This is a genomic window from Lentzea sp. NPDC060358 (assembly GCF_042725365.1).
Taxonomy (GTDB): Bacteria; Actinomycetota; Actinomycetes; order Mycobacteriales; family Pseudonocardiaceae; genus Lentzea.
Map to the genome: position 1 here is coordinate 13864 of NZ_JBHXCW010000081.1, position 17757 is coordinate 31620.

General features: G+C 70.3%; 17 protein-coding genes. 3 read left to right on the top strand and 14 right to left on the bottom strand.

What is annotated here, in order from left to right; translation table 11 throughout:
• Positions 1-21: 21 nt before the first annotated feature.
• From ACFWGZ_RS18995 to ACFWGZ_RS19040, 10 genes are all read right to left on the bottom strand, one after another.
• Positions 22-636: an HAD family hydrolase gene (locus tag ACFWGZ_RS18995; protein ID WP_382452837.1), complete on the bottom strand. Its 615-nt coding sequence runs from the start codon at positions 634-636 to the stop codon at positions 22-24.
• Positions 633-1193, bottom strand: a complete 561-nt coding sequence (locus ACFWGZ_RS19000; protein ID WP_382452838.1) for an AAA family ATPase — start codon at positions 1191-1193, stop codon at positions 633-635. The genes ACFWGZ_RS18995 and ACFWGZ_RS19000 overlap by 4 nt, the downstream gene beginning before the upstream one ends.
• Positions 1194-1263: 70 nt before the next feature.
• Complete coding sequence (locus ACFWGZ_RS19005) at positions 1264-2277, bottom strand: hypothetical protein (RefSeq protein WP_382452839.1); 1014 nt, start codon at positions 2275-2277, stop codon at positions 1264-1266.
• Positions 2278-2557: 280 nt separating this feature from the next.
• Positions 2558-4882 (bottom strand): [protein-PII] uridylyltransferase, encoded by a 2325-nt coding sequence (locus ACFWGZ_RS19010; RefSeq protein ID WP_382452840.1) that lies wholly within the window; start codon positions 4880-4882, stop codon positions 2558-2560.
• Positions 4883-4901: 19 nt separating this feature from the next.
• The gene (locus ACFWGZ_RS19015; protein WP_382452841.1) at positions 4902-5240 is read right to left on the bottom strand and encodes a P-II family nitrogen regulator; all 339 of its coding nucleotides are present in this window, start codon (positions 5238-5240) and stop codon (positions 4902-4904) included.
• Positions 5237-6580 (bottom strand): ammonium transporter, encoded by a 1344-nt coding sequence (locus tag ACFWGZ_RS19020; protein WP_382452842.1) that lies wholly within the window; start codon positions 6578-6580, stop codon positions 5237-5239. The genes ACFWGZ_RS19015 and ACFWGZ_RS19020 overlap by 4 nt, the downstream gene beginning before the upstream one ends.
• A gap of 268 nt (positions 6581-6848) precedes the next feature.
• A complete protein-coding gene (locus ACFWGZ_RS19025; RefSeq protein WP_382452843.1) occupies positions 6849-8369 on the bottom strand; it encodes an alpha/beta hydrolase in 1521 nt (506 codons plus the stop codon).
• A gap of 113 nt (positions 8370-8482) precedes the next feature.
• Positions 8483-9475 carry an allantoicase gene (gene alc, locus ACFWGZ_RS19030; RefSeq protein WP_382452844.1) on the bottom strand — a complete coding sequence of 331 codons (993 nt, stop codon included), beginning with the start codon at positions 9473-9475 and terminating at the stop codon, positions 8483-8485.
• The gene (allB, locus tag ACFWGZ_RS19035) at positions 9472-10761 is read right to left on the bottom strand and encodes an allantoinase AllB (RefSeq protein ID WP_382452854.1); all 1290 of its coding nucleotides are present in this window, start codon (positions 10759-10761) and stop codon (positions 9472-9474) included. The genes alc and allB overlap by 4 nt, the downstream gene beginning before the upstream one ends.
• A 5-nt stretch (positions 10762-10766) precedes the next feature.
• Complete coding sequence (locus ACFWGZ_RS19040; protein WP_382452845.1) at positions 10767-10904, bottom strand: hypothetical protein; 138 nt, start codon at positions 10902-10904, stop codon at positions 10767-10769.
• Between the two features lie 149 nt (positions 10905-11053).
• Between ACFWGZ_RS19040 and uraD the strand changes: the two genes are divergently transcribed.
• A complete protein-coding gene (uraD, locus tag ACFWGZ_RS19045) occupies positions 11054-11536 on the top strand; it encodes a 2-oxo-4-hydroxy-4-carboxy-5-ureidoimidazoline decarboxylase (RefSeq protein ID WP_382452846.1) in 483 nt (160 codons plus the stop codon).
• A 2-nt stretch (positions 11537-11538) separates the two neighbouring features.
• On the top strand, positions 11539-12417 hold the full coding sequence (gene pucL, locus ACFWGZ_RS19050; RefSeq protein WP_382452847.1) for a factor-independent urate hydroxylase: 879 nt from the start codon (positions 11539-11541) through the stop codon (positions 12415-12417).
• Here pucL and ACFWGZ_RS19055 read toward each other — a convergent pair.
• From ACFWGZ_RS19055 to aceB, 4 genes are all read right to left on the bottom strand, one after another.
• Entirely contained in the window at positions 12344-13624 is a 1281-nt protein-coding gene (locus ACFWGZ_RS19055; protein ID WP_382452848.1) for an FAD-dependent oxidoreductase, read from the bottom strand. The two genes, pucL and ACFWGZ_RS19055, sit on opposite strands and share 74 nt — an antisense overlap.
• 16 nt (positions 13625-13640) lie before the next feature.
• The gene (locus ACFWGZ_RS19060) at positions 13641-14108 is read right to left on the bottom strand and encodes an Imm1 family immunity protein (RefSeq protein WP_382452849.1); all 468 of its coding nucleotides are present in this window, start codon (positions 14106-14108) and stop codon (positions 13641-13643) included.
• 75 nt (positions 14109-14183) lie between these two features.
• Entirely contained in the window at positions 14184-15353 is a 1170-nt protein-coding gene (locus ACFWGZ_RS19065) for a DUF6986 family protein (RefSeq protein ID WP_382452850.1), read from the bottom strand.
• Positions 15353-16837, bottom strand: coding sequence for a malate synthase A (gene aceB / locus ACFWGZ_RS19070; RefSeq protein WP_382452851.1), 1485 nt, complete (start codon positions 16835-16837; stop codon positions 15353-15355). Before aceB ends, ACFWGZ_RS19065 begins: the two co-directional genes overlap by 1 nt.
• Positions 16838-16913: 76 nt before the next feature.
• On the opposite strand from aceB, the gene ACFWGZ_RS19075 reads away from it, so the two are divergent.
• Positions 16914-17654: an IclR family transcriptional regulator gene (locus ACFWGZ_RS19075; RefSeq protein ID WP_382452852.1), complete on the top strand. Its 741-nt coding sequence runs from the start codon at positions 16914-16916 to the stop codon at positions 17652-17654.
• Positions 17655-17757 lie beyond the last annotated feature (103 nt).

Below are 17757 nucleotides of genomic sequence, written 5' to 3' on the forward strand. Positions count from 1 at the left end.
CCAGACTAGCCAACCTCAGCCTCACCCGATCCCGTGGCTCGCCAGCGCCTCCAGCAGGACCGGCTCACGGCGTCCGACCGGAGCAGTGGAGATCCGCGCGAACGCGAGCCCGGCCTGCACCGCGGCCCCGTCCGACACGGGGTCGTCGCCGACGTGCAGGCACTCGGACGGCTCCACGTCCAGGCGCGCGCACGCGGCCTCGAAGGCGTGCGGGGACGGCTTGGCGAAGCCGATCTCGTAGGACAGCGCGAACGCGTCCACCGGCAGCGACTCGCGGGCGAAGAGCGAGCGGATGTTCCACGAGACGTTGCTCAGCACCCCGACCTTCAGCGGCCGCACGGCCGACAGCGCCGCCGCCGTGTCGGAGTACGGCAGCCAGAACGCCGGGTCGTGCAGGCGCCGGAAGATGTCGTCGGTCATCGGGAGGCCCGCCAGCCGGAACAGGGTCCAGTGGGCCGAGCGGTTCGCCAGTGCCGTGAGGTCCCGTGCGGCCCACACGGCTCGTTCGGCGGCGTTCATGCGTGCGATGTAGGGCGCGGGCGCGCGCAGCACGGCGAGGTGTTCGGGTGACAGCCATCGGTGGGTGGGACGCCCGAACAGGGTGCCTGCGAAGTCGAAGACGACAGCCTTGATCACGACACCATGATGCGCAGACCACCCGACGTTCCCGCACGGGTGAGCAGCGTCACGCCGGCGAAGCCGAAGGGCACCCATCCCGCCTCGAACTGCGCGCGCATGGAGGAGCCGCGGCGGACGTGCCTCTCGAACGCGTGGGTGCGCACGACGCGACGGCGGGCGATCTGGCCGTCGAGGGCCTGGGCCGCCGAGGCGTCCAGCCACAGGAAGTGGCGGGAGCGCCCCGACAGCAGGCCGGCGAGCACCAGCATGAACCGCGTGCCGGGCCTGGTGGACGGCTCGTGGACGACCAGCAGGCCCCGGCAGAACAGCGCCGCCCAGAACACGCGCGACCGGTGTGTCAGGTGCACGAGCGGGCGCCAGAACCGGTACGGCAGGGGCACGCGCGGCTCGAGCCACGTGCGCACCTGGTCGGAGTCGAGGACGGTGACCGGTTCGTCCGCGTCCAGGCGCGTGAGCAGCGTCGTCTTGCCCGCGCCGGGGATTCCGGCGAGGACCACGAGCGAGCGCGGCCTCACCTGGACGGTGGCGATCTGCGTGTTCAACACGGCGGTCATGTCCTAGAAGACGTCTCGGCCTTTCCTCTCGTTCAGTGTGGCGCGAAAACAGACAAAGCGCACAGCCTCACTACCGCCAGACGACGGCTCGGGTGGTGCCGTTCGAGAAGTTCGCGACCCCGATGACCTGCCCGACTTCGCTCAAGCCGCTCACGTTGTGACGCATCGCACCCGACAGGCCCGGCAGCAGCGTCTGGGTGCCCGCCATGTCCCAGGTCGCCGCCGACGTGCCGACCGTCCCGGCCACGACACCGGAGTTGTTCACCCGCACCGCGCTCGACGGCGCCGCCGCCAGCGGGGCGCCGGTGCCGCTCACGGTGTCCCACCGGTACGCCTGCGACGAGACCTCGCCGACCGTCCAGCCGTTGTCGGTCAGGTCGAACGGCCGCGCGCCCGCGCCCAGCACCGTCCTGGCACCGCTGCGCGGCCACTGCACGCCGGTGGAGCCGACGGTGCCGACCGCGTCGCCGAGCTGGTTGGCGCCGAGCAGCACGCCGCTGTCGAGCACCGTCCGCACGCCGGAGGCGTTCCACCGGACCACGTCGCTGCCGGAGGTGCCGACGACCCAGTTGGCGCCGGTCACGTGCCGGCCGCTGCCCGCGCCCAGGACGGTCGCCTCGCCGAGCGAGTCCCACAGCACGGCCTGCGCCACGCCGTTGATCGTCGCGGTGCCCGTGACGACGTTGCCGTCGTTGACGTCGTACGCGACCGAGCTCGTCGCGCCCGGCACCGCCAGCTGCACCAGCGCGCCCGACGGGTTCCACTTCACCGCCTGCGCCCGGCCGGCCGAGGTGATCGCGTAGCCGACCACGACATTGTTGCCGTTGATGGCGCCCGCCCACGTGTCGGCCCCGAGGTCGGCGAGCTTGCGGATCCCGTCGAACCGGTCCCAGCGCACGGCGTGCTGGGTGGTTCCTGATCCGTAAGAGACCCCGGCGATCGTGCCGGAGTCGTTGATGTCGGCGGCGGTGCTGCGCAGGTCACCCGGCAGCGTGCCGAGGTCCTCCACCGCGAGCGGTGCCGCGTGGGCGGTGGCCGGGACGATCAGGGCAGCCGCGACGGCGACGACCAGTGCGATCCTCAACGTTCTTCCTCCCCAGTCAGAACAACGAGAACTCGACCTTGCCGGGACCGCGCGGAGGTTGTCCAGGAAGCTGTCTCGTTGTCATGGGAGGGGGAACGCGGCGGCGGTGCGAGTGCTCGGTGCCTCCCCCGGCGCCGTCACCCGTCACCACCGCCTCTGTCCGTCCGGGAAGTGGTCCACCCCTCGAGGACGCTTCCCGGACAACGAGAAGACTGCCGCGTCCCGGATCCGATCAGGAGCGTGAGCACCCGGAGTGGTTGTGCGTAGTGCTACTCAACCTCTACCCGGCCGCGTCGAGCACGGCCCGTTCGATCCGCTTCCGGTCGAGGTCCGCGCACGTGATGCTGAACGAGTCGACGACCGTCGCGCCCAAAGTCGACACACGCGCCCACTGGACGTCCACGCCGCACTGTTCCAACGCGCCGGCGACCCGGTGCAGCAGCCCGATCCGGTCCGCCGCCCGCAGTTCCAGCACCACGGCGCCGGTGGCCTCGTCGTCGAACCACAGCACGCGGGCGGGCGGCGGGTCGAGCGGCGGGCCGCCGTAGTCGCGTTCCTTCGCGGCGAGCTTGTCCGCGAGCGGCAGCGAGCCCTCGACCGCCCTGGACAGCTGTTCGCGCAGCAGCGACGCGTCCGGCAGCGACCCGAACCGCGGCGACACCGTGAACGCGTCCACCGTCGCGCCGCCGTGCGAGCGCAACGTCGCCGCGTGCACCTCCAGCGAGTTCAGCGCGAGCACACCGGCCGCCTTGGACAACACGCCCGGCCGGTCCGGCGCGAGCACCGTCACGACCGCGGCGTGGTCCTGCTTGACCAGCAGCACCTCGGGCTTCCCCGACGCCGCGACCCGTTCCGCGAGCTCCACGTGCGCGGGGTCGAGCGGTTCCGGCTTGGGCAGCGCCTCCCCCGCCATCGCCTTGCGGCAGCGGGTGACCAGGTCGGTCATCAGGGCGGCCTTCCAGTCCGTCCACACACCCGGCCCGGTCGCGAGGGAGTCCGACTCGGCCAGCGCGTGGAGCAGCTCGAGCAGCACCGCGTCACCGCCGAGCGTCTCGACGACCCGGTGCACGGTCGCCTCGTCCTCGACGTCGCGCCGGGTCGCGGTGTGCGGCAGCAGCAGGTGGTGGCGGACCATCATCGACAGCGTCTCGACGTCCTGCGGCCACAACCCGATCCGCTCGCCGATCTGCGTCGCGAGCGCCGCGCCGACCTCGGAGTGGTCCTGCTGCCGGCCCTTGCCGATGTCGTGCACCAGCGCGCCCAGCAGCAGCAGGTCCGGCCGCGAGACCGTGGTCGCGAGGCGGGCCGCGTGCGCGACCGTCTGCACCAGGTGCCGGTCGACCGTCCACACGTGCGCGGCGTCGCGCGGCGGCAGGTCGCGCACCGCGCCCCACTCGGGGAAGAGCCTGCCCCACAGGTCCGTGCGGTCCAACGCCTCCACGACGTCCACGAGCCCGCTGCCGCTGCCCAGCAACGCCAGCAGCTCCTCGCGGGCCTCGCGCGGCCACGGCTGGCGCAGCTCCGGAGCCGAGTCCGCGAGTCGTGACAGCGTTCCCGTGGCGATCGGGTGCTTGCTGCGTGCCGCCGCCGTCGCGACACGCAACAACAACGCCGGATCACGGCTGGGGATCGCGTCACGCGCGAGGGACACCTCGGTCCCGTGCAGCACAACGCCTTCATCCAACGGGCGGCGCTGCGGCTGTCCTCTCAGGAACGCTCCGAGCCCACGCTTCGGCGCCGCCGCACGAGCCGTGCGCATGCCCACGTCGAACGCGTAGACGACAGTGCGTGCGGCGGAGGAAAGCGAACGAGCCAAAGCGAAGCGGTCGGCCAGTCCGAGTGCGGAAGCCACCTCGTCGCCGTCCTGCGCCCGCAGCACGTCCCGCGGTTTCCGCGCCACACGGCGGAGTTCGGTGCGCACGTCCAGGAGGAACTTGCGGGCTTCCGCGACGTCGGCGGACGGCCGGTCCACCACCTGCGCGATCGAGAGCGCGTCCAGGATCGTGATGTCCCGCAACCCGCCGCGGCCGTGCTTGAGGTCGGGTTCGACGCGGTGCGCGATCTCCCCGCTGCGGCCCCAGCGCTTCTGCGACGACTCGGCGATCTCGTCGAGCCGGTTGCGCACGTTGCCGCGCCACGCCTGCCGCGCGCCGTCGGCGAGCTTCTGCGACACCTCGGGGTCGCCCGCGACGTGCCGGATGTCCAGCAGCCCCAGCGCCGTCCGCAGGTCACCGGCGGCGACGCGCAGCGCCTCCCCGACCGTGCGGACGGAGTGGTCGAGGCCGATGCCCGAGTTCCACAGCGGGTACCAGAGCTTCTCGGCGACGGTGTCGACGTTCTTGACGTTGTTGTGCACCAGGACCAGGTCGAGGTCGGAGTAGGGCACGAGCTCGCGCCGCCCCAGCCCGCCGACCGCCACGAGCGCGATGCCCGGTCCGGACATCCCCGCTCCCCCCGCGTGTTTGGTCAACCAGAACTCGTGCAGGTCCACGAGCGCCTCGCGCAGAGGTTCGGCGGCCAAGCGACGACGACCTGGCACGAGCAGCCGTTCGCGCGCTCGCACCAGGTCGTCAGCCGTGACGACGGCCGTTTCGTTGTTCTCCACGGACCGTCTCCTTCAGTTGTTACAGAGCATCCGTTCCACGTTCGCCCGTGCGCACCCGCACGACCGTGTCGACCGGAGTGACCCAGACCTTGCCGTCGCCGATCTTGCCGGTGCGGGCGGCCTCGACGACCGCCTCCAGCACCTTGTCGATGGCGGCGTCGTCGACGACGACCTCGATCTTGATCTTGGGCACGAAGTCCACGGAGTACTCGGCGCCGCGGTAGACCTCGGTGTGGCCCTTCTGGCGGCCGTAGCCCTGCACCTCGCTGACGGTCATGCCCAGCACCCCGAGCTGTTCGAGGGCGCCCTTCACGTCGTCGAGCGTGAACGGCTTGATGATCGCGGTGACCAGCTTCATGACTTGTTGCTCCCCTCGAGGACCGCGGTCGCACCCGCGGTCACGCTCGGCTTGCCGGCACCCCGAGCGCTGGTCAGGCTGCCGTACTCGTAGGCGCGCTCAGCGTGCTCCGACTCGTCGATGCTCGCGACTTCGGCTTCCTCGGCGGCGCGGAACCCGATGGTGAACTTCACCAGGTAGCCGAGGGCGAGGCTCAGCACGAACGAGTAGCCGAGCACCGCGAACGCGCCGACGGCCTGACGCCACAGCTGGTCGACACCGCCGCCGTAGAAGAGGCCGTTGACCTTGGCGGGCGCCGCCTCGCTCGCGAAGAAGCCGATCAGGATCGTGCCGGCGAGACCACCGACGAGGTGCACGCCGACGACGTCGAGCGAGTCGTCGAAGCCGAAGCGGTACTTGAGCGACACGGCCAGCGCGCAGAGGACACCGGTGATCGCGCCGACGGCGATGGCGCCGACCGGGGTGACCGCGGAACAGGCGGGCGTGATGGCGACCAGGCCGGCGATGACACCCGACGCGGCGCCGAGCGTGGTGGCCTTGCCGTCGCGGATGCGCTCGATCAGCAGCCAGCCGAGCATCGCGGCGCAGGTGGCGACGATCGTGTTGACGAACGTGACGCCCGCGGTGCCGTTCGCGCCGAGCGCGGAACCGGCGTTGAACCCGAACCAGCCGAACCACAGCAGACCGGCACCGAGCACGACCAGCGGCAGGCTGTGCGGCTTCATGGGCTCCTTCGGCCAGCCGACGCGCTTGCCGAGCACGATGGCGAGCGCGAGACCCGCGGCACCGGCGTTGATGTGCACGGCCGTGCCACCGGCGAAGTCGATGGCGAGGAGCTTGTTGGCGATCCAGCCGCCGGGGTCGACGACGTTGCCCGCGTCGTCCTTGCCGTCGAAGTCGAACACCCAGTGCGCGACCGGGAAGTAGACGATCGTGGCCCACAGGCCGGCGAACAGCAGCCACGGGCCGAAGCGGGCGCGGTCGGCGATGGCACCGGAGATCAGCGCGACCGTGATGATCGCGAACATCGCCTGGAACGCCACGAACACCGTGCTCGGGATCTTGCCGAACAGCGAGTCGGCCCCCAGCAGCCCGTCGAGGCCGAAGAACTCGAACGGCTTGCCCAGCAGGCCTCCGCCGACGTCCCCGCCGAATGCCATCGAGTACCCGAACAGCACCCAGAGGACACCCACCACGGCCATGGCGCCCAGGCTCATCATCATCATGTTGAGCACGCTCTTCGAACGGACCATGCCCCCGTAGAAGAAGGCGAGGCCCGGCGTCATCAGCAGCACCAAGGCGGCGCTGGTGAGCACCCAGGCGGTGTCCCCTGTATCCACTTCGACCTCCACTGCACGTCGGTTGCAGGGAGCATCGGTATGTCCTGTTTCACGGACCCGCGCGGCACGTTTCGCGGAGGTGAACTGTCGACGTGGACGTGTTACGTCCGCGTTGCACGGGGTTCACGGGCCTGCTTCGGCGACCTCACAGCACTCGGGAGGTGACGAGGAGTGACGTCCGGCCTTCACTCTCCCGCGTGACGCAGACGAACCGCGTCCCCCGGCAGCGCACCGGGGAACGCGGTTCGTGAGCGGTCTTCGCGCGGGTCTAGAACGGGCCCGCGGGGACCTTCGGCTTCGTGGACATGATCGTCTGGGCCGGCGGCTCCACCGCGGCGCAGGAGGTGCCGCTGCGCGGCAGCTTGAGCGACACGAGGTACTCGTTGTTGATCTTCAGCGTGCACTCGCTGCGGTCGTAGACGCCGTGGCCCCAGCCCTCGTAGGTCACGAAGACGGTGGTGTCGCGGGTCTGCCGATGCGCGTTGACCGCCCACTCGTAGGCCGTCGCCGGGTCGTGCCTGGCGTTGGTGAGCAGGATCTTCGGCGAGTTCTTGATCTTCAGCGTGCGCTGCGGGTTCGTCGCCTTCGGGAAGCCGACGCAGCCCATCATCGCGCTGTGGCCGAGCGAGGAGCCGCGGGTGTTCGGGGCGATGCGGAACTCCGACTTCGTCAGCGCCTGGTACTCACCCCACGAGCCGACGCGCAGGTTGTAGTCGTTGCAGAAGATTCCGGGGAACGGGTTCTCGAACGTCTCCGCGGCGAACGCGGAGAAGGCCGACTTCGGGGCCTGCAGGCCGTCGATGATCTGCTTGATCTGGTCGGCGAACGGCTTCCAGTTGGGGCCGTAGGCCATGCTCGTCACACCGCCGCCGAGGTCCTCCGGCGTCAGCTCGACCTCCGGGTCCCACGGGGCCGGGACCTCACCGCGCTCGGCGCGCGCCAGCAGGTCCTTCCAGATCTTGCGGAGGTCCTGGCCGTGGAACGGCGACGACGCGTCGCGGTCGTTCCACTTGACCCACTCGGCGAACGAGTCCTCGGCGGTGCGGGCCTCGGAGTCGAGGAACTGCTTGGTGCCGAGGCTGTGGTCCATGTTCGAGTCGATGATCATGGCGCGGATGTTGCGGCCGAACCGCTCCGCGTAGTGCTGGCCCATGATCGTGCCGTACGAGACGCCGTAGTAGTTGATCTTCTTCTCGCCGAGGGCGCGGCGGATGGAGTCGATGTCCTGCGCCACCTCCGCGGTCGAGGCGTTGTCGAAGATCGGGCCGGACTGCGCGCGGCAGTCCTCGCGCAGCGCCTTGTTGAACACGACGAACGCGTCGAACTCGGCCTTGGTCTTCGGGTAGTTCGACGGCTGCTTCTGCAGCATCTCCGCCGAGCACTTGATCGGCTGGCTGCGGGCGACGCCGCGCGGGTCGAACCCGATGACGTCGAACTTGTCGACGATCTCCTTGCTGAAGTACTGGTCGGCGCCGAACGAGAAGTCGACGCCCGACCCGCCGGGGCCGCCGGGGTTGATCACCATCGCGCCGATGCGCTGCGCCGGGTCGTTCGCCTTGCGGCGCGACACCGCCAGCTGGAACTTCTCCCCGTCCGGCTTGGCGTAGTCGATCGGCAGCTCGAGGAAGCCGCAGTCGACCGTCGGCACCTCCTCGCACGGCTTCCAGTCGATCGCGCCGACCTTGAACTCCGGCTGCCCCTCCTCGGCCGCGACGGCGACCTGGCTCGCCCCCAGCACCAGTGCGGAACTCGCGAGCGCGGCGCCGAAGACGCGCACCATCGGTTGCATCGATGTCCTCCCTAGATCCCCGACTTTGCGGGAGGAACGCTTCCACCGATCGTGTGACGCAGACAACCGACTGAGGTAGGGCAGGAAATCATTCTGTGGTCGTACAACCACGGTCAGTCAGTCGTTTTGGCCCACATCTCCCGGAGGTGGGCCAGCCCGTCGCTCGTGGGGGTGCCGAGGACGCGCAGCCGGGCCATCCCGCCGTCCGGGTGGATGTCGAGCCGGACGGCCGTCGCCTCGGTCTCGTCCACGACGAACCGGTGCCGCGTGTCGGGCTGCAGCCGGGTGCGCGGGAGCAGGTCGAACCACGTGTCCGGGTCCGTGCGCTCGTCGCACGCGGTGACCGAAGCCCAGCCCGGCGCGTTGCCCTTGAAGTGGCTCGTGTCGAGCTCGACCAGCCGCACGGCTCCGGCCGCGGCGAGCCGCAGCGACACCCAGTCGTTGCCGTCGTCGCGCCGGCGCGCGGTCTCCCAGCCCTCGCCCATGACCGTGGCCTGACCGGGGGCGATGAGGTTGTTGGGCGAGCTGTAGAACATGTTGCTGCACCCCGTGACGACCGCGCCGTTCTCGAGCGCCGCGAGGTCGATGCCGGGCACGAGCAGCCGCGGGTCGGCGAGCGGTTCGCCGTGCACGCGCAACCGGGCGACGCCGCCATCGGGGTCGATGGTGAGGCGTACGTGCGTGACGCGGCGTCCTTCCCGTACGTCGAAGTAGTGCTTCTCGTCGCCCTGGAGCGCTGAGCGTTCGACGAGCGGGAACCACCCGGTGATCTCGCCGGGCCCCGGATACCCCTCGGCCTGCGCGCCCTCGACCCAGCAGAACGGCGGGTAGTTGCCCTTGAAGAACGCCGTGTCGACGACGATCCCGCGCACGACGCCGGGCATGCCGAGCCGCACGACGGCCTGGTCGACGCCGGGTTCGCGGCGGCGGCGGGTCTCCCAGCCGTCGTAGATCTGGCCTTTGTGACCGAAGGTGTAGACCTGGTAGACCGGCTCGGTGGGCCTGATCAGGTTCTCCCGCTCGGCGAACAGCTCGTCGTTCGCCCACACCACACCACCACCGACCGCGCGCGAGGCGAGATCGGGCAGCCGGGTCCACTCCGTCATGCTTCTCCTCTTCTGAGCAGGCGTCCTCGGGTCGTGCCGGTCTCCTTGCCGCGCAACCACGTCTGCCGCACCACGCCGCGCAGCGTGCGGCCGTGGTAGGGCGTGACGGGGTTGCGGTGGTGGAGCCGGTCCCTGTCCACCGAGCACGTCTCATCGGGCGCGAACACCACGAGGTCCGCGTCCTTGCCGACCTCGATGGCGCCCTTGGACCGCAGGCCGGCCTGGCGGGCCGGGTGCGCCGCCATCCAGCGGACGACGTCGGTCAGCTGGAAGCCGCGTTCGCGTGCGCCCGTCCACACGGCGGGCAGGCCGAGCTGCAGCGACGCGATGCCGCCCCACGCCGTGGCGAAGTCGCCCTCCTTCAGCTCGACCGTGCTCGGCGAGTGGTCGCTGACGACCAGGTCGACCACGCCGTCGCGCAGGCCCTGCCACAGCGCCTCGCGGTTCTCCGCCTCGCGGATCGGCGGGCAGCACTTGAACTCCGTCTGCCCGTCGTGGATCTCCTCCGCGGTGAAGGTGAGGTAGTGCGGGCAGGTCTCGGCCGTGATCGGCAGGCTCTCCCGCTTGGCGGCGTCGAGGATCGACAGCGCGTCCGACGACGAGAGGTGCAGGATGTGCGTGCGCGCGCCGGTCCTGCGGGTCAGCGCCACGACGTCGCCGATCGCCTTGTTCTCGGCCTCGCGCGGCCGGGACGCCAGGAACCCCGCGTAGTCCGGTGCGGAGTCGCGGACCGTGTGCGCGTCCTCGGCGTGCACGATCGTCAACGCGTCGAGCGTGGCCAGCTCCCGCAGCGCCACCTCCAGCTCCGCGGTCGTGACGGCCGGGAACTCGTCGACGCCCGAGTGCAGCAGGAAGCACTTGAAGCCGAAGACCCCGGCCTCGTGCAACGGCTTCAGGTCCGCGAGGTTGCCGGGGACGATCCCGCCCCAGAACCCGACGTCCACCGACACCTCCGCCGCGGCCTTGCGCTTGACCTCCAGCGCCTCGACCTCGACGGTCGGCGGGATGCTGTTGAGCGGCATGTCGATGATCGTCGTGACGCCCCCGGCGGCGGCCGCGCGGGTGGCGGTCCCGAAACCCTCCCACTCGCTGCGGCCGGGGTCGTTGACGTGCACGTGCGTGTCGACCAGGCCCGGCAGCAGCACCTCGTCGTCCGCGAGGTGCACGACGTTCGGCGAGTCGATGCGCGGCTCGACGGCGGCGATCCTGCCGTCGGCCACACCGACGTCGCACGCGATCTCGCCCTGCGGTGTCACGACCCTGCGCGCGCGGAAGACCAGGTCCATGTCCTTCACTCTGACACCCGGTCGCGGGCGATGCGACCGCCGAGGACGTACAACAGCGAATCGGCCGGGGCCGTGCGCCGGGTGCCGTCCGGTTCGAGGTCGAGCAGCGCGCAGGCGGCCTTGCCCCAGGTCACCGGAACCACGCGCCCAGCACCGCGAACGGTCACCAACTGTCGATCACAATTCCACAATGCGGATGGAGTATTTCGCGCTACGGAGACACTAGACAGCCCGGAACGGGTGGGTCAAGAATGCGGAAACTAGATTCCGCGATGTAGAAACTTGGAGAGCCGTGGACAGCTTCAACAGCGCCCCGGAGGCCGAGCTCCGCCCTCTGCTCACCGAGTGCCTCGCGGTGCCCCGCTGGGTCGACGCGATCGCGGCCGGCCGGCCCTACGCGTCGGTCGACGCCCTCCTCGCCGCTTCTTCCGTTGCGGCGCGAGGACTCTCCGACGAGGAGGTGCTCGGCGCCATCGCCGGGCACCCGCGCATCGGCGAGCGGCAGGAGCAGGGCGGGGTGTCGGCGGCGTGGTCGCGGTCCGAACAGTCCGGTGTGGACAGCAGCGAGGCGGGCCGCCTGGCCGCTGCGAACGCCGCGTACGAGGACCGGTTCGGGCACATCTACCTGGTGTGCGCGACCGGCCTGAGCGGTGCGGAGATGCTCGGCGACCTGTCCAGGCGCATGGACAACCCGCCGGAGGCCGAGCTCCGCGTCGTCAACGACGAACTCGCGAAGATCGCCGCCTTGCGGCTGCAGAAGCTGATCGGGAGCTGAACATGGCCATCGTCCTGGGTCCGAACCAGTACGGGAAGGCGGAGAACCGCCTCGTCACGGTGTCGCGCAACGGTTCCGTGCACACGATCAAGGACCTGACCGTCAGCACGTCCCTGCGCGGCGACCTCGCCGACACGCACCTCACCGGCGACAACGCCAAGGTGCTCGCGACCGACACGCAGAAGAACACCGTCTACGCCTTCGCCAAGCAGGCGCCGGTCGGCGAGATCGAGGACTTCGCCCTGCGGCTGGGGCGGCACTTCGTCGGGTCGCAGGAACCCATCTCGGGTGCGCGCATCCTCGTCGACGAGCACTCGTGGGAACGCATCGGCGGCCACGACCACGCGTTCGTCCAGGGCTCGAACGAGAAGCGCACCACGGCCGTGACGGTCGAGGGCGCGCAGGCGTGGGTCGTGTCGGGCGTGCGCGACTTCGTGGTGCTGAAGTCGACCGGGTCGGAGTTCCACGGCTACCCCAAGGACCCGTACACGACGTTGAAGGAGACCGACGACCGCATCCTCGCCACGTCGGTGACGGCCCGCTGGCGTTACGCCGGCACCGACGCCGACTGGGCGAAGTCGTTCGCCGGGATCCGCGCGGTGATGCTGAAGACGTTCGCGGACAAGCATTCCCTGTCGTTGCAGCAGACGCTGTACGCGATGGGCGAGGCCGTGCTCCAGTCGCACGCCGAGGTCGCCGAGGTGCGGCTGTCCATGCCGAACAAGCACCACTTCCCGGTGGACCTCGGCCCGTTCGGCCTGGACAACGACAACGAGGTCTTCTACGCCGCCGACCGCCCGTACGGGCTCATCGAGGGTTCGGTCCTGCGGGACGACGCCCCCGAGGCCGGTCTGGCCTGGAGTACCTTGCCAGCCTTCTGAACACCGCCGGGCTGAACAGGGTCGCCGGTGAGTCGACCATGTGCACGACCCGGACGAAGCGGCGGAACAGGTCGGGGTCGCGCACGATCCCGGCCTGCCACTTCCGCAGGTACCAGCCGAGCAGGCCGCCGCGCCGGGCCTCGGACCAGCTGCGGTCGGAGGCGCTCGACATCGCCCACGCTCCCCGCGAGACCTTCGCGACCTCGCGCTGGAACGCCCGGCACCCCCGGGCGCCGAAGTCGCGGTGCCGCCGGAACAACAGCGCCTGCATCGCCGCGACGGTGATCCCCTGCCCGTACACGGGGTTGAAGGCGCACACCGCGTCACCGATCGCCACCAGCCCGCCCGGCCAGCCCGGCACGTCCTCGAAGGCGTTGCGGCGACTGGCCGTGCGGGCGAACAGGTACACGGGAGTGAGCGGCTCGGCGTCGGCGAGCATCTCCGAGATCGGCACCCGCAACGAGTCCAGGAACTCCTGGTAGCCGCCGGGGTCGCGGGGCGGGTGGTCGCCGGCCGCGCCCTGGGCCGTGACCATGAGCCGGTCGCCCTCGACCCGCATGGCCGCGACGCCGCGCGGCAGGTCCGGCGCGGACGGGCTTTCCGCGTACACCACCGGGAAGTGCTCCGGCGCGGTGTAGATCCGGGTGGCGTACCCGGTGCGGGAGTCGACGACCTCGGGTTCCGGCACGGTGACGCCCGCGGCGGCGAGCCACGCCGACAGTTTCGACGACCGGCCGGAGGCGTCCACGACCAGGTCCGCGTCCACCCGGCCGTCCCGGGTGAGCACGCCGTCCACGGCACCGCCGCGCACCGACAGCCCGGTGACGTGCACACCGTGCCGGACCTCGGCGTCCACCCGGCGCCGGATGCCCGTCTCGAGCAGCGGCCGGCTCAGCGACAGCAGCGGGAGACCCAGCGGCGTCTTGGCGAGCCAGCCGAGCGGGTTGAGGATCTGCACGTCGCCCGCGTCCGCGAGCACCGCCCCGGCGGCCACCAGCTCGGCGCGCAGGCCGGGGAACAGCTCCTCCAGCAGCTCACCGCCCCGCACCAGCAGTCCGTGCGTGTGCCGGCCCTGCGGCACACCCGCGCGGTGCTCCGGCCGTTCGCTCAGCTCGTCCCGTTCCAGGACGACGACCTCGCACGACTCGCCCAGCACGCGCGCCGCCAGCAAGCCGGCGATTCCCCCACCGATCACCACGGCCTTCACCAGGCCATTGAACCAGCTACCGGTTTTCCGTTCCGCGCAACGACATCTGCTGGTCGCGCCACGAGTGGAACAGGTCGGTCTCGTGGTACCAGTCCACCCCGCGCGGACGTGCGCCGGTCGTCATGAACTCGACCAGCAGCCGCTTGAACAACCCGAGCGGAACGCCGACACCGGGCGGGAAGTCGGTGTACTTCTCGTTGACGTACGGCGCTTCCGCGGACCCCTTGGGCCAGCCCATGAACGCGTTGTCGACGTAGTACAGGTAGCCCCACACACCGCGCACGGCGAGCACGACGTTGTGGTCGGGGTCGCCGTCGGCGGTGAGCGGCCGGCCGAAGTGGTCGAGCGAACCGTCGTTGCACTCGGGGCGCGCCAGGAGCCTGATCAGCGTGTCCACGTCACCCTCGCACGCGACGACCTGGTACCTGTGCTGCGCCGAGTCGAGGTCGGGGAGGCCGGTCCAGAGGCCGGCACGCATGCTCATGCGAGCCACCCTGCACCCATCGCCCCGAACATTCGACAGCCGTGCCCAGAACCACACGAACGGGTGATGCCCCGCTCAGCCAGACCGCGTTGCGAGACCCCGCAGTGCCGCCTCGTCGAGGCCGGTGGCGACCTGCACCTCCGCCGCGTCGAGCGCACCGCAGTCCACCGCCCGGAGGAAGAACGAAGACAGCGCCTGGGCGGTGGCCGGTTCGTCGAGGACTCCACCGGACACGTTCTGCACGTAGGACCTCAACCGCGCGGCGTCGGCTTCGAGACCTTCGCGGTAGAAGCCGTACACGGCCGCGTACCGCGTCACCAGTTGTGCCGGGTGCAGGTCCCAGCCCTGGTAGAAGCCGTGTTCCAGCGACCGCCGCACGAGCCGGTGGTGCGTGTCCCAGCCGTGCTGCTTCTGGTCGCCGACCGGCAGGACGTTCGTGGAACCGTCGGACAGCCGCACGCCCGTTCCGGCGGCGCAGACCTGCATGACGTGCCGCGCGAAGTCGCACGCGCCGTGCGCGAGGTGTTGCTGCGCGGCGGAAAGCCCGCACCCGGCCGTGTAGTCGTAGGTGCCGAAGTGCAGGCCGCTCACCTTGCCGCGGCCCGCCTCGATGAACAGCGGGATCGCGAGCCGCCCGTGCGAGTCCACAACGGACTGCGTGGTCTCGACCTGGATCTCGAACCGCAGGTCGCCGCCGAAGAGGTCGAGGACGTCCGCGAACACCTCGACCTGGTCCGCCGACGTCACCTTCGGGAACGTGATCACGAAGCCCGGCGGCACCTCGTCCAGCGCCGTCAGGAAGATGTCGAGCGTGCGCAGCCCGCGTTCGCGCAGCTCCGCGGTGTCGAACGACTTGATCCGCAGCCCGACCGACGGCGGCGCCGTGCCGTCCGCGACCCAGCGCGACACGAGGTTCGCCGTGCTCTCGGCGTCCATGTCCTCGACGTCGTCCTCGGGCGCGCCGTAGCCGTCCTCGAAGTCGATCCGCAGGTCCTCGACCGGTTCCCGGCGCAGCTTCGCCCGGACCCGTTCCAGCACGCCGTCCGGCAGGTCGGGGAGCAGGTCCGGCTCGATCGACTCCAGCGCCTCGCGGCCCCAGTCGGAGACCGTGGAGCCGATGATCCGGCCGGCGGGGACGTAGCACGTGTGCACGGGCTGACGGCCCACCGGCCAGACGCGTTCCACAGCGGACAACCGCGCTGTCACGCGCGCGACGTCATCGGGTGACAGCGATGTCCGGTACATCAGATGCGCTCGTACGCCGGCAGCGTGAGGAAGTCGACGAAGTCCTCGGACAGCGCGACCTGCTCGAACAGCTCGACGGCCGCCGCCACGTGCGGTCCTTCGAGCTCGCCGCCGACCCGCGCCAGCACCTCGCGCACGGCGTCTGCGGTGACCTCGGTGCCGTCGTCGAGCACGACTCCGTTGTTGATCCACTGCCAGATCTGCGACCGGCTGATTTCCGCGGTGGCCGCGTCCTCCATGAGGTTGTGGATGGCCGCGGCACCGTTGCCGCCCAGCCACGACGCGATGTACCGCACGCCGACGTCGACGGCGCTCTCCAGCCCCGCCCGCGTGGCCGCACCGCCCGCGGACTTGAAGTCGAGCAGCTGCGCGGCGGTCACGGAGACCTCCGGCCGCTGCTTGTCGATCTGGTTCGGCCGGTCCCCCAGCACCCCGTCGAAGATCTCCCGGCAAATCGGCACGAGGTCAGGATGCGCCACCCACGACCCGTCGAAACCATCGGTCGCCTCACGCGTCTTGTCCTCGCGGACCTTGCGCAGCGCGTTCTCGGTGACCTCGGGATCGCGCCGGTTGGGGATGAACGCCGCCATCCCGCCCATCGCGAACGCCCCGCGCTTGTGGCACGTCTTCACCAGCAGCTCGGTGTACGCGCGCATGAACGGCGCCGTCATCGTCACGCTGTTGCGGTCCGGCAGCACGTAGTCGGCGCCGGCGTCGCGGAAGTACTTGATGACGCTGAACAGGTAGTCCCACCGCCCGGCGTTGAGCCCCGAGGCGTGGTCGCGCAGCTCGTAGAGGATCTCCTCCATCTCGAACGCGGCGGGGATCGTCTCGATGAGCACCGTGGCCCGGATGGTGCCGTGCGGCACGCCCTTGAGCCGCTGGGCCGTGGTGAAGACGTCGTTCCACAGCCGCGCTTCGAGGTGCGACTCCATCTTGGGCAGGTAGTAGTAGGGCTTGCCGAGCTCGGCGTTGTGGAAGAAGTGCAACCCGAAGTCGACCAGCGCACCGACGGCGTTCCTCCCGCCGAACTGCAGGTTGCGCTCGTCGAGGTGCCACCCGCGCGGCCGCACGACGATCGTCGGGTAGGGCCCGCCCTTGAGCGAGTACTCCTTGCCCTCGGCGGAGGTGAACGCGATCGTCTCCCGCGCCGCCTCGTACAGGTTGACCTGCCCCTGCACGACGTTGTCCCAGTGCGGCGTGTTCGCGTCCTCGAGATCGGCGAGCCACACCTTCGCACCCGAGTTGAGCGCGTTGATCGTCATCTTGCGCTCGGTGGGCCCGGTGATCTCGACACGCCGATCCCGCAACGCCTCGGGCGCGGCAGCGACCTGCCACTCCCCGTCGCGCACGTGCGCGGTCTCCTCCAGGAACCCGAGAGGCCGGCGCTCCTTGCGCAGAGCGAGCAACTCGTCCCGGCGCGCGGCATGCGCCTCGTGCAGCGCGGCGACGAACTCGAGAGCCTCTTCACTGAGGACCTGCACCTGGATCCACCTCTCTCGGTTTTGCTGTGTGGACTATAGTTTTTGCATTGCGGAACTGCAATGAGAGGAGCCGCACGTGTCCACAGGTGGCGTGCAGTCCCTGCAAAGGGCCTTCGACCTGCTGGAACGCCTGGCAGACGCAGGCGGCGAAGCCTCACTCTCCGAACTGGCGGCCACCTCGGGCCTGCCCCTCCCCACGATCCACCGCCTGATCCGCACCCTTGTCACGCTGGGCTATGTCCGCCAGAACAGCAACCGCCGCTACACCCTCGGCTCCCGCCTGATCCGCCTGGGCGAAACCGCCTCCCGCCAGTACGGCACCTGGGCCAGGCCGTTCCTCAGCCACCTGGTGGACTCGGTGGAGGAAACGGCGAACCTGGCAGTCCTGGACGGCGACGAGGTCGTCTACGTGGCGCAAGTCCCGTCAAAGCACTCGATGCGCATGTTCACCGAGGTGGGCCGACGCCTGCTCCCCCACGGCACGGGCGTGGGCAAGGCGATGCTGTCGCAACTCCCCCGCGACGAGGTAAGGGCCCTACTGGACCGCACGGGCCTACCGGCGTACACGACGAACACGATCACCGACGCCACCCAACTGCTCGACTCGCTGGACGAGATCAGGCACCGCGGCTACGCGCTGGACGAGTCGGAACAGGAACTGGGCGTCCGCTGCATAGCGGTCCCGGTGGTGGGCGGCCCCACCCTGGCAGCGGTCTCGGTGTCAGGCCCAGAGGGCAGGCTGACGAAGGACGCGGTGACCAGAATCCTGCCGGAAGTCCAGGCAGTGGCAAAACAACTGGCAGACCACCCGAGCTGACGCGAAGCCGAAGGCGAGCAGGAGCTTTTGCTTTTGAGCGCAGCTCTCAGCGGTGGGTGCCCCGTCACGAGTCGCGCCACAGCTCTTGCTGCACCTGAGGGGC

Bases quoted from the DNA above. Each gene is read 5' to 3' on its own strand.
- allB (WP_382452854.1), bottom strand. From the start codon at position 10,761: ATGGACCTGGTCTTCCGCGCGCGCAGGGTCGTGACACCGCAGGGCGAG.
- ACFWGZ_RS19025 (WP_382452843.1), bottom strand. From the start codon at position 8,369: ATGCAACCGATGGTGCGCGTCTTCGGCGCCGCGCTCGCGAGTTCCGCA.
- alc (WP_382452844.1), bottom strand. From the start codon at position 9,475: ATGACGGAGTGGACCCGGCTGCCCGATCTCGCCTCGCGCGCGGTCGGT.
- ACFWGZ_RS19060 (WP_382452849.1), bottom strand. From the start codon at position 14,108: ATGAGCATGCGTGCCGGCCTCTGGACCGGCCTCCCCGACCTCGACTCG.
- pucL (WP_382452847.1), top strand. From the start codon at position 11,539: ATGGCCATCGTCCTGGGTCCGAACCAGTACGGGAAGGCGGAGAACCGC.
- ACFWGZ_RS19015 (WP_382452841.1), bottom strand. From the start codon at position 5,240: ATGAAGCTGGTCACCGCGATCATCAAGCCGTTCACGCTCGACGACGTG.
- ACFWGZ_RS19065 (WP_382452850.1), bottom strand. From the start codon at position 15,353: ATGTACCGGACATCGCTGTCACCCGATGACGTCGCGCGCGTGACAGCG.
- ACFWGZ_RS19000 (WP_382452838.1), bottom strand. From the start codon at position 1,193: ATGACCGCCGTGTTGAACACGCAGATCGCCACCGTCCAGGTGAGGCCG.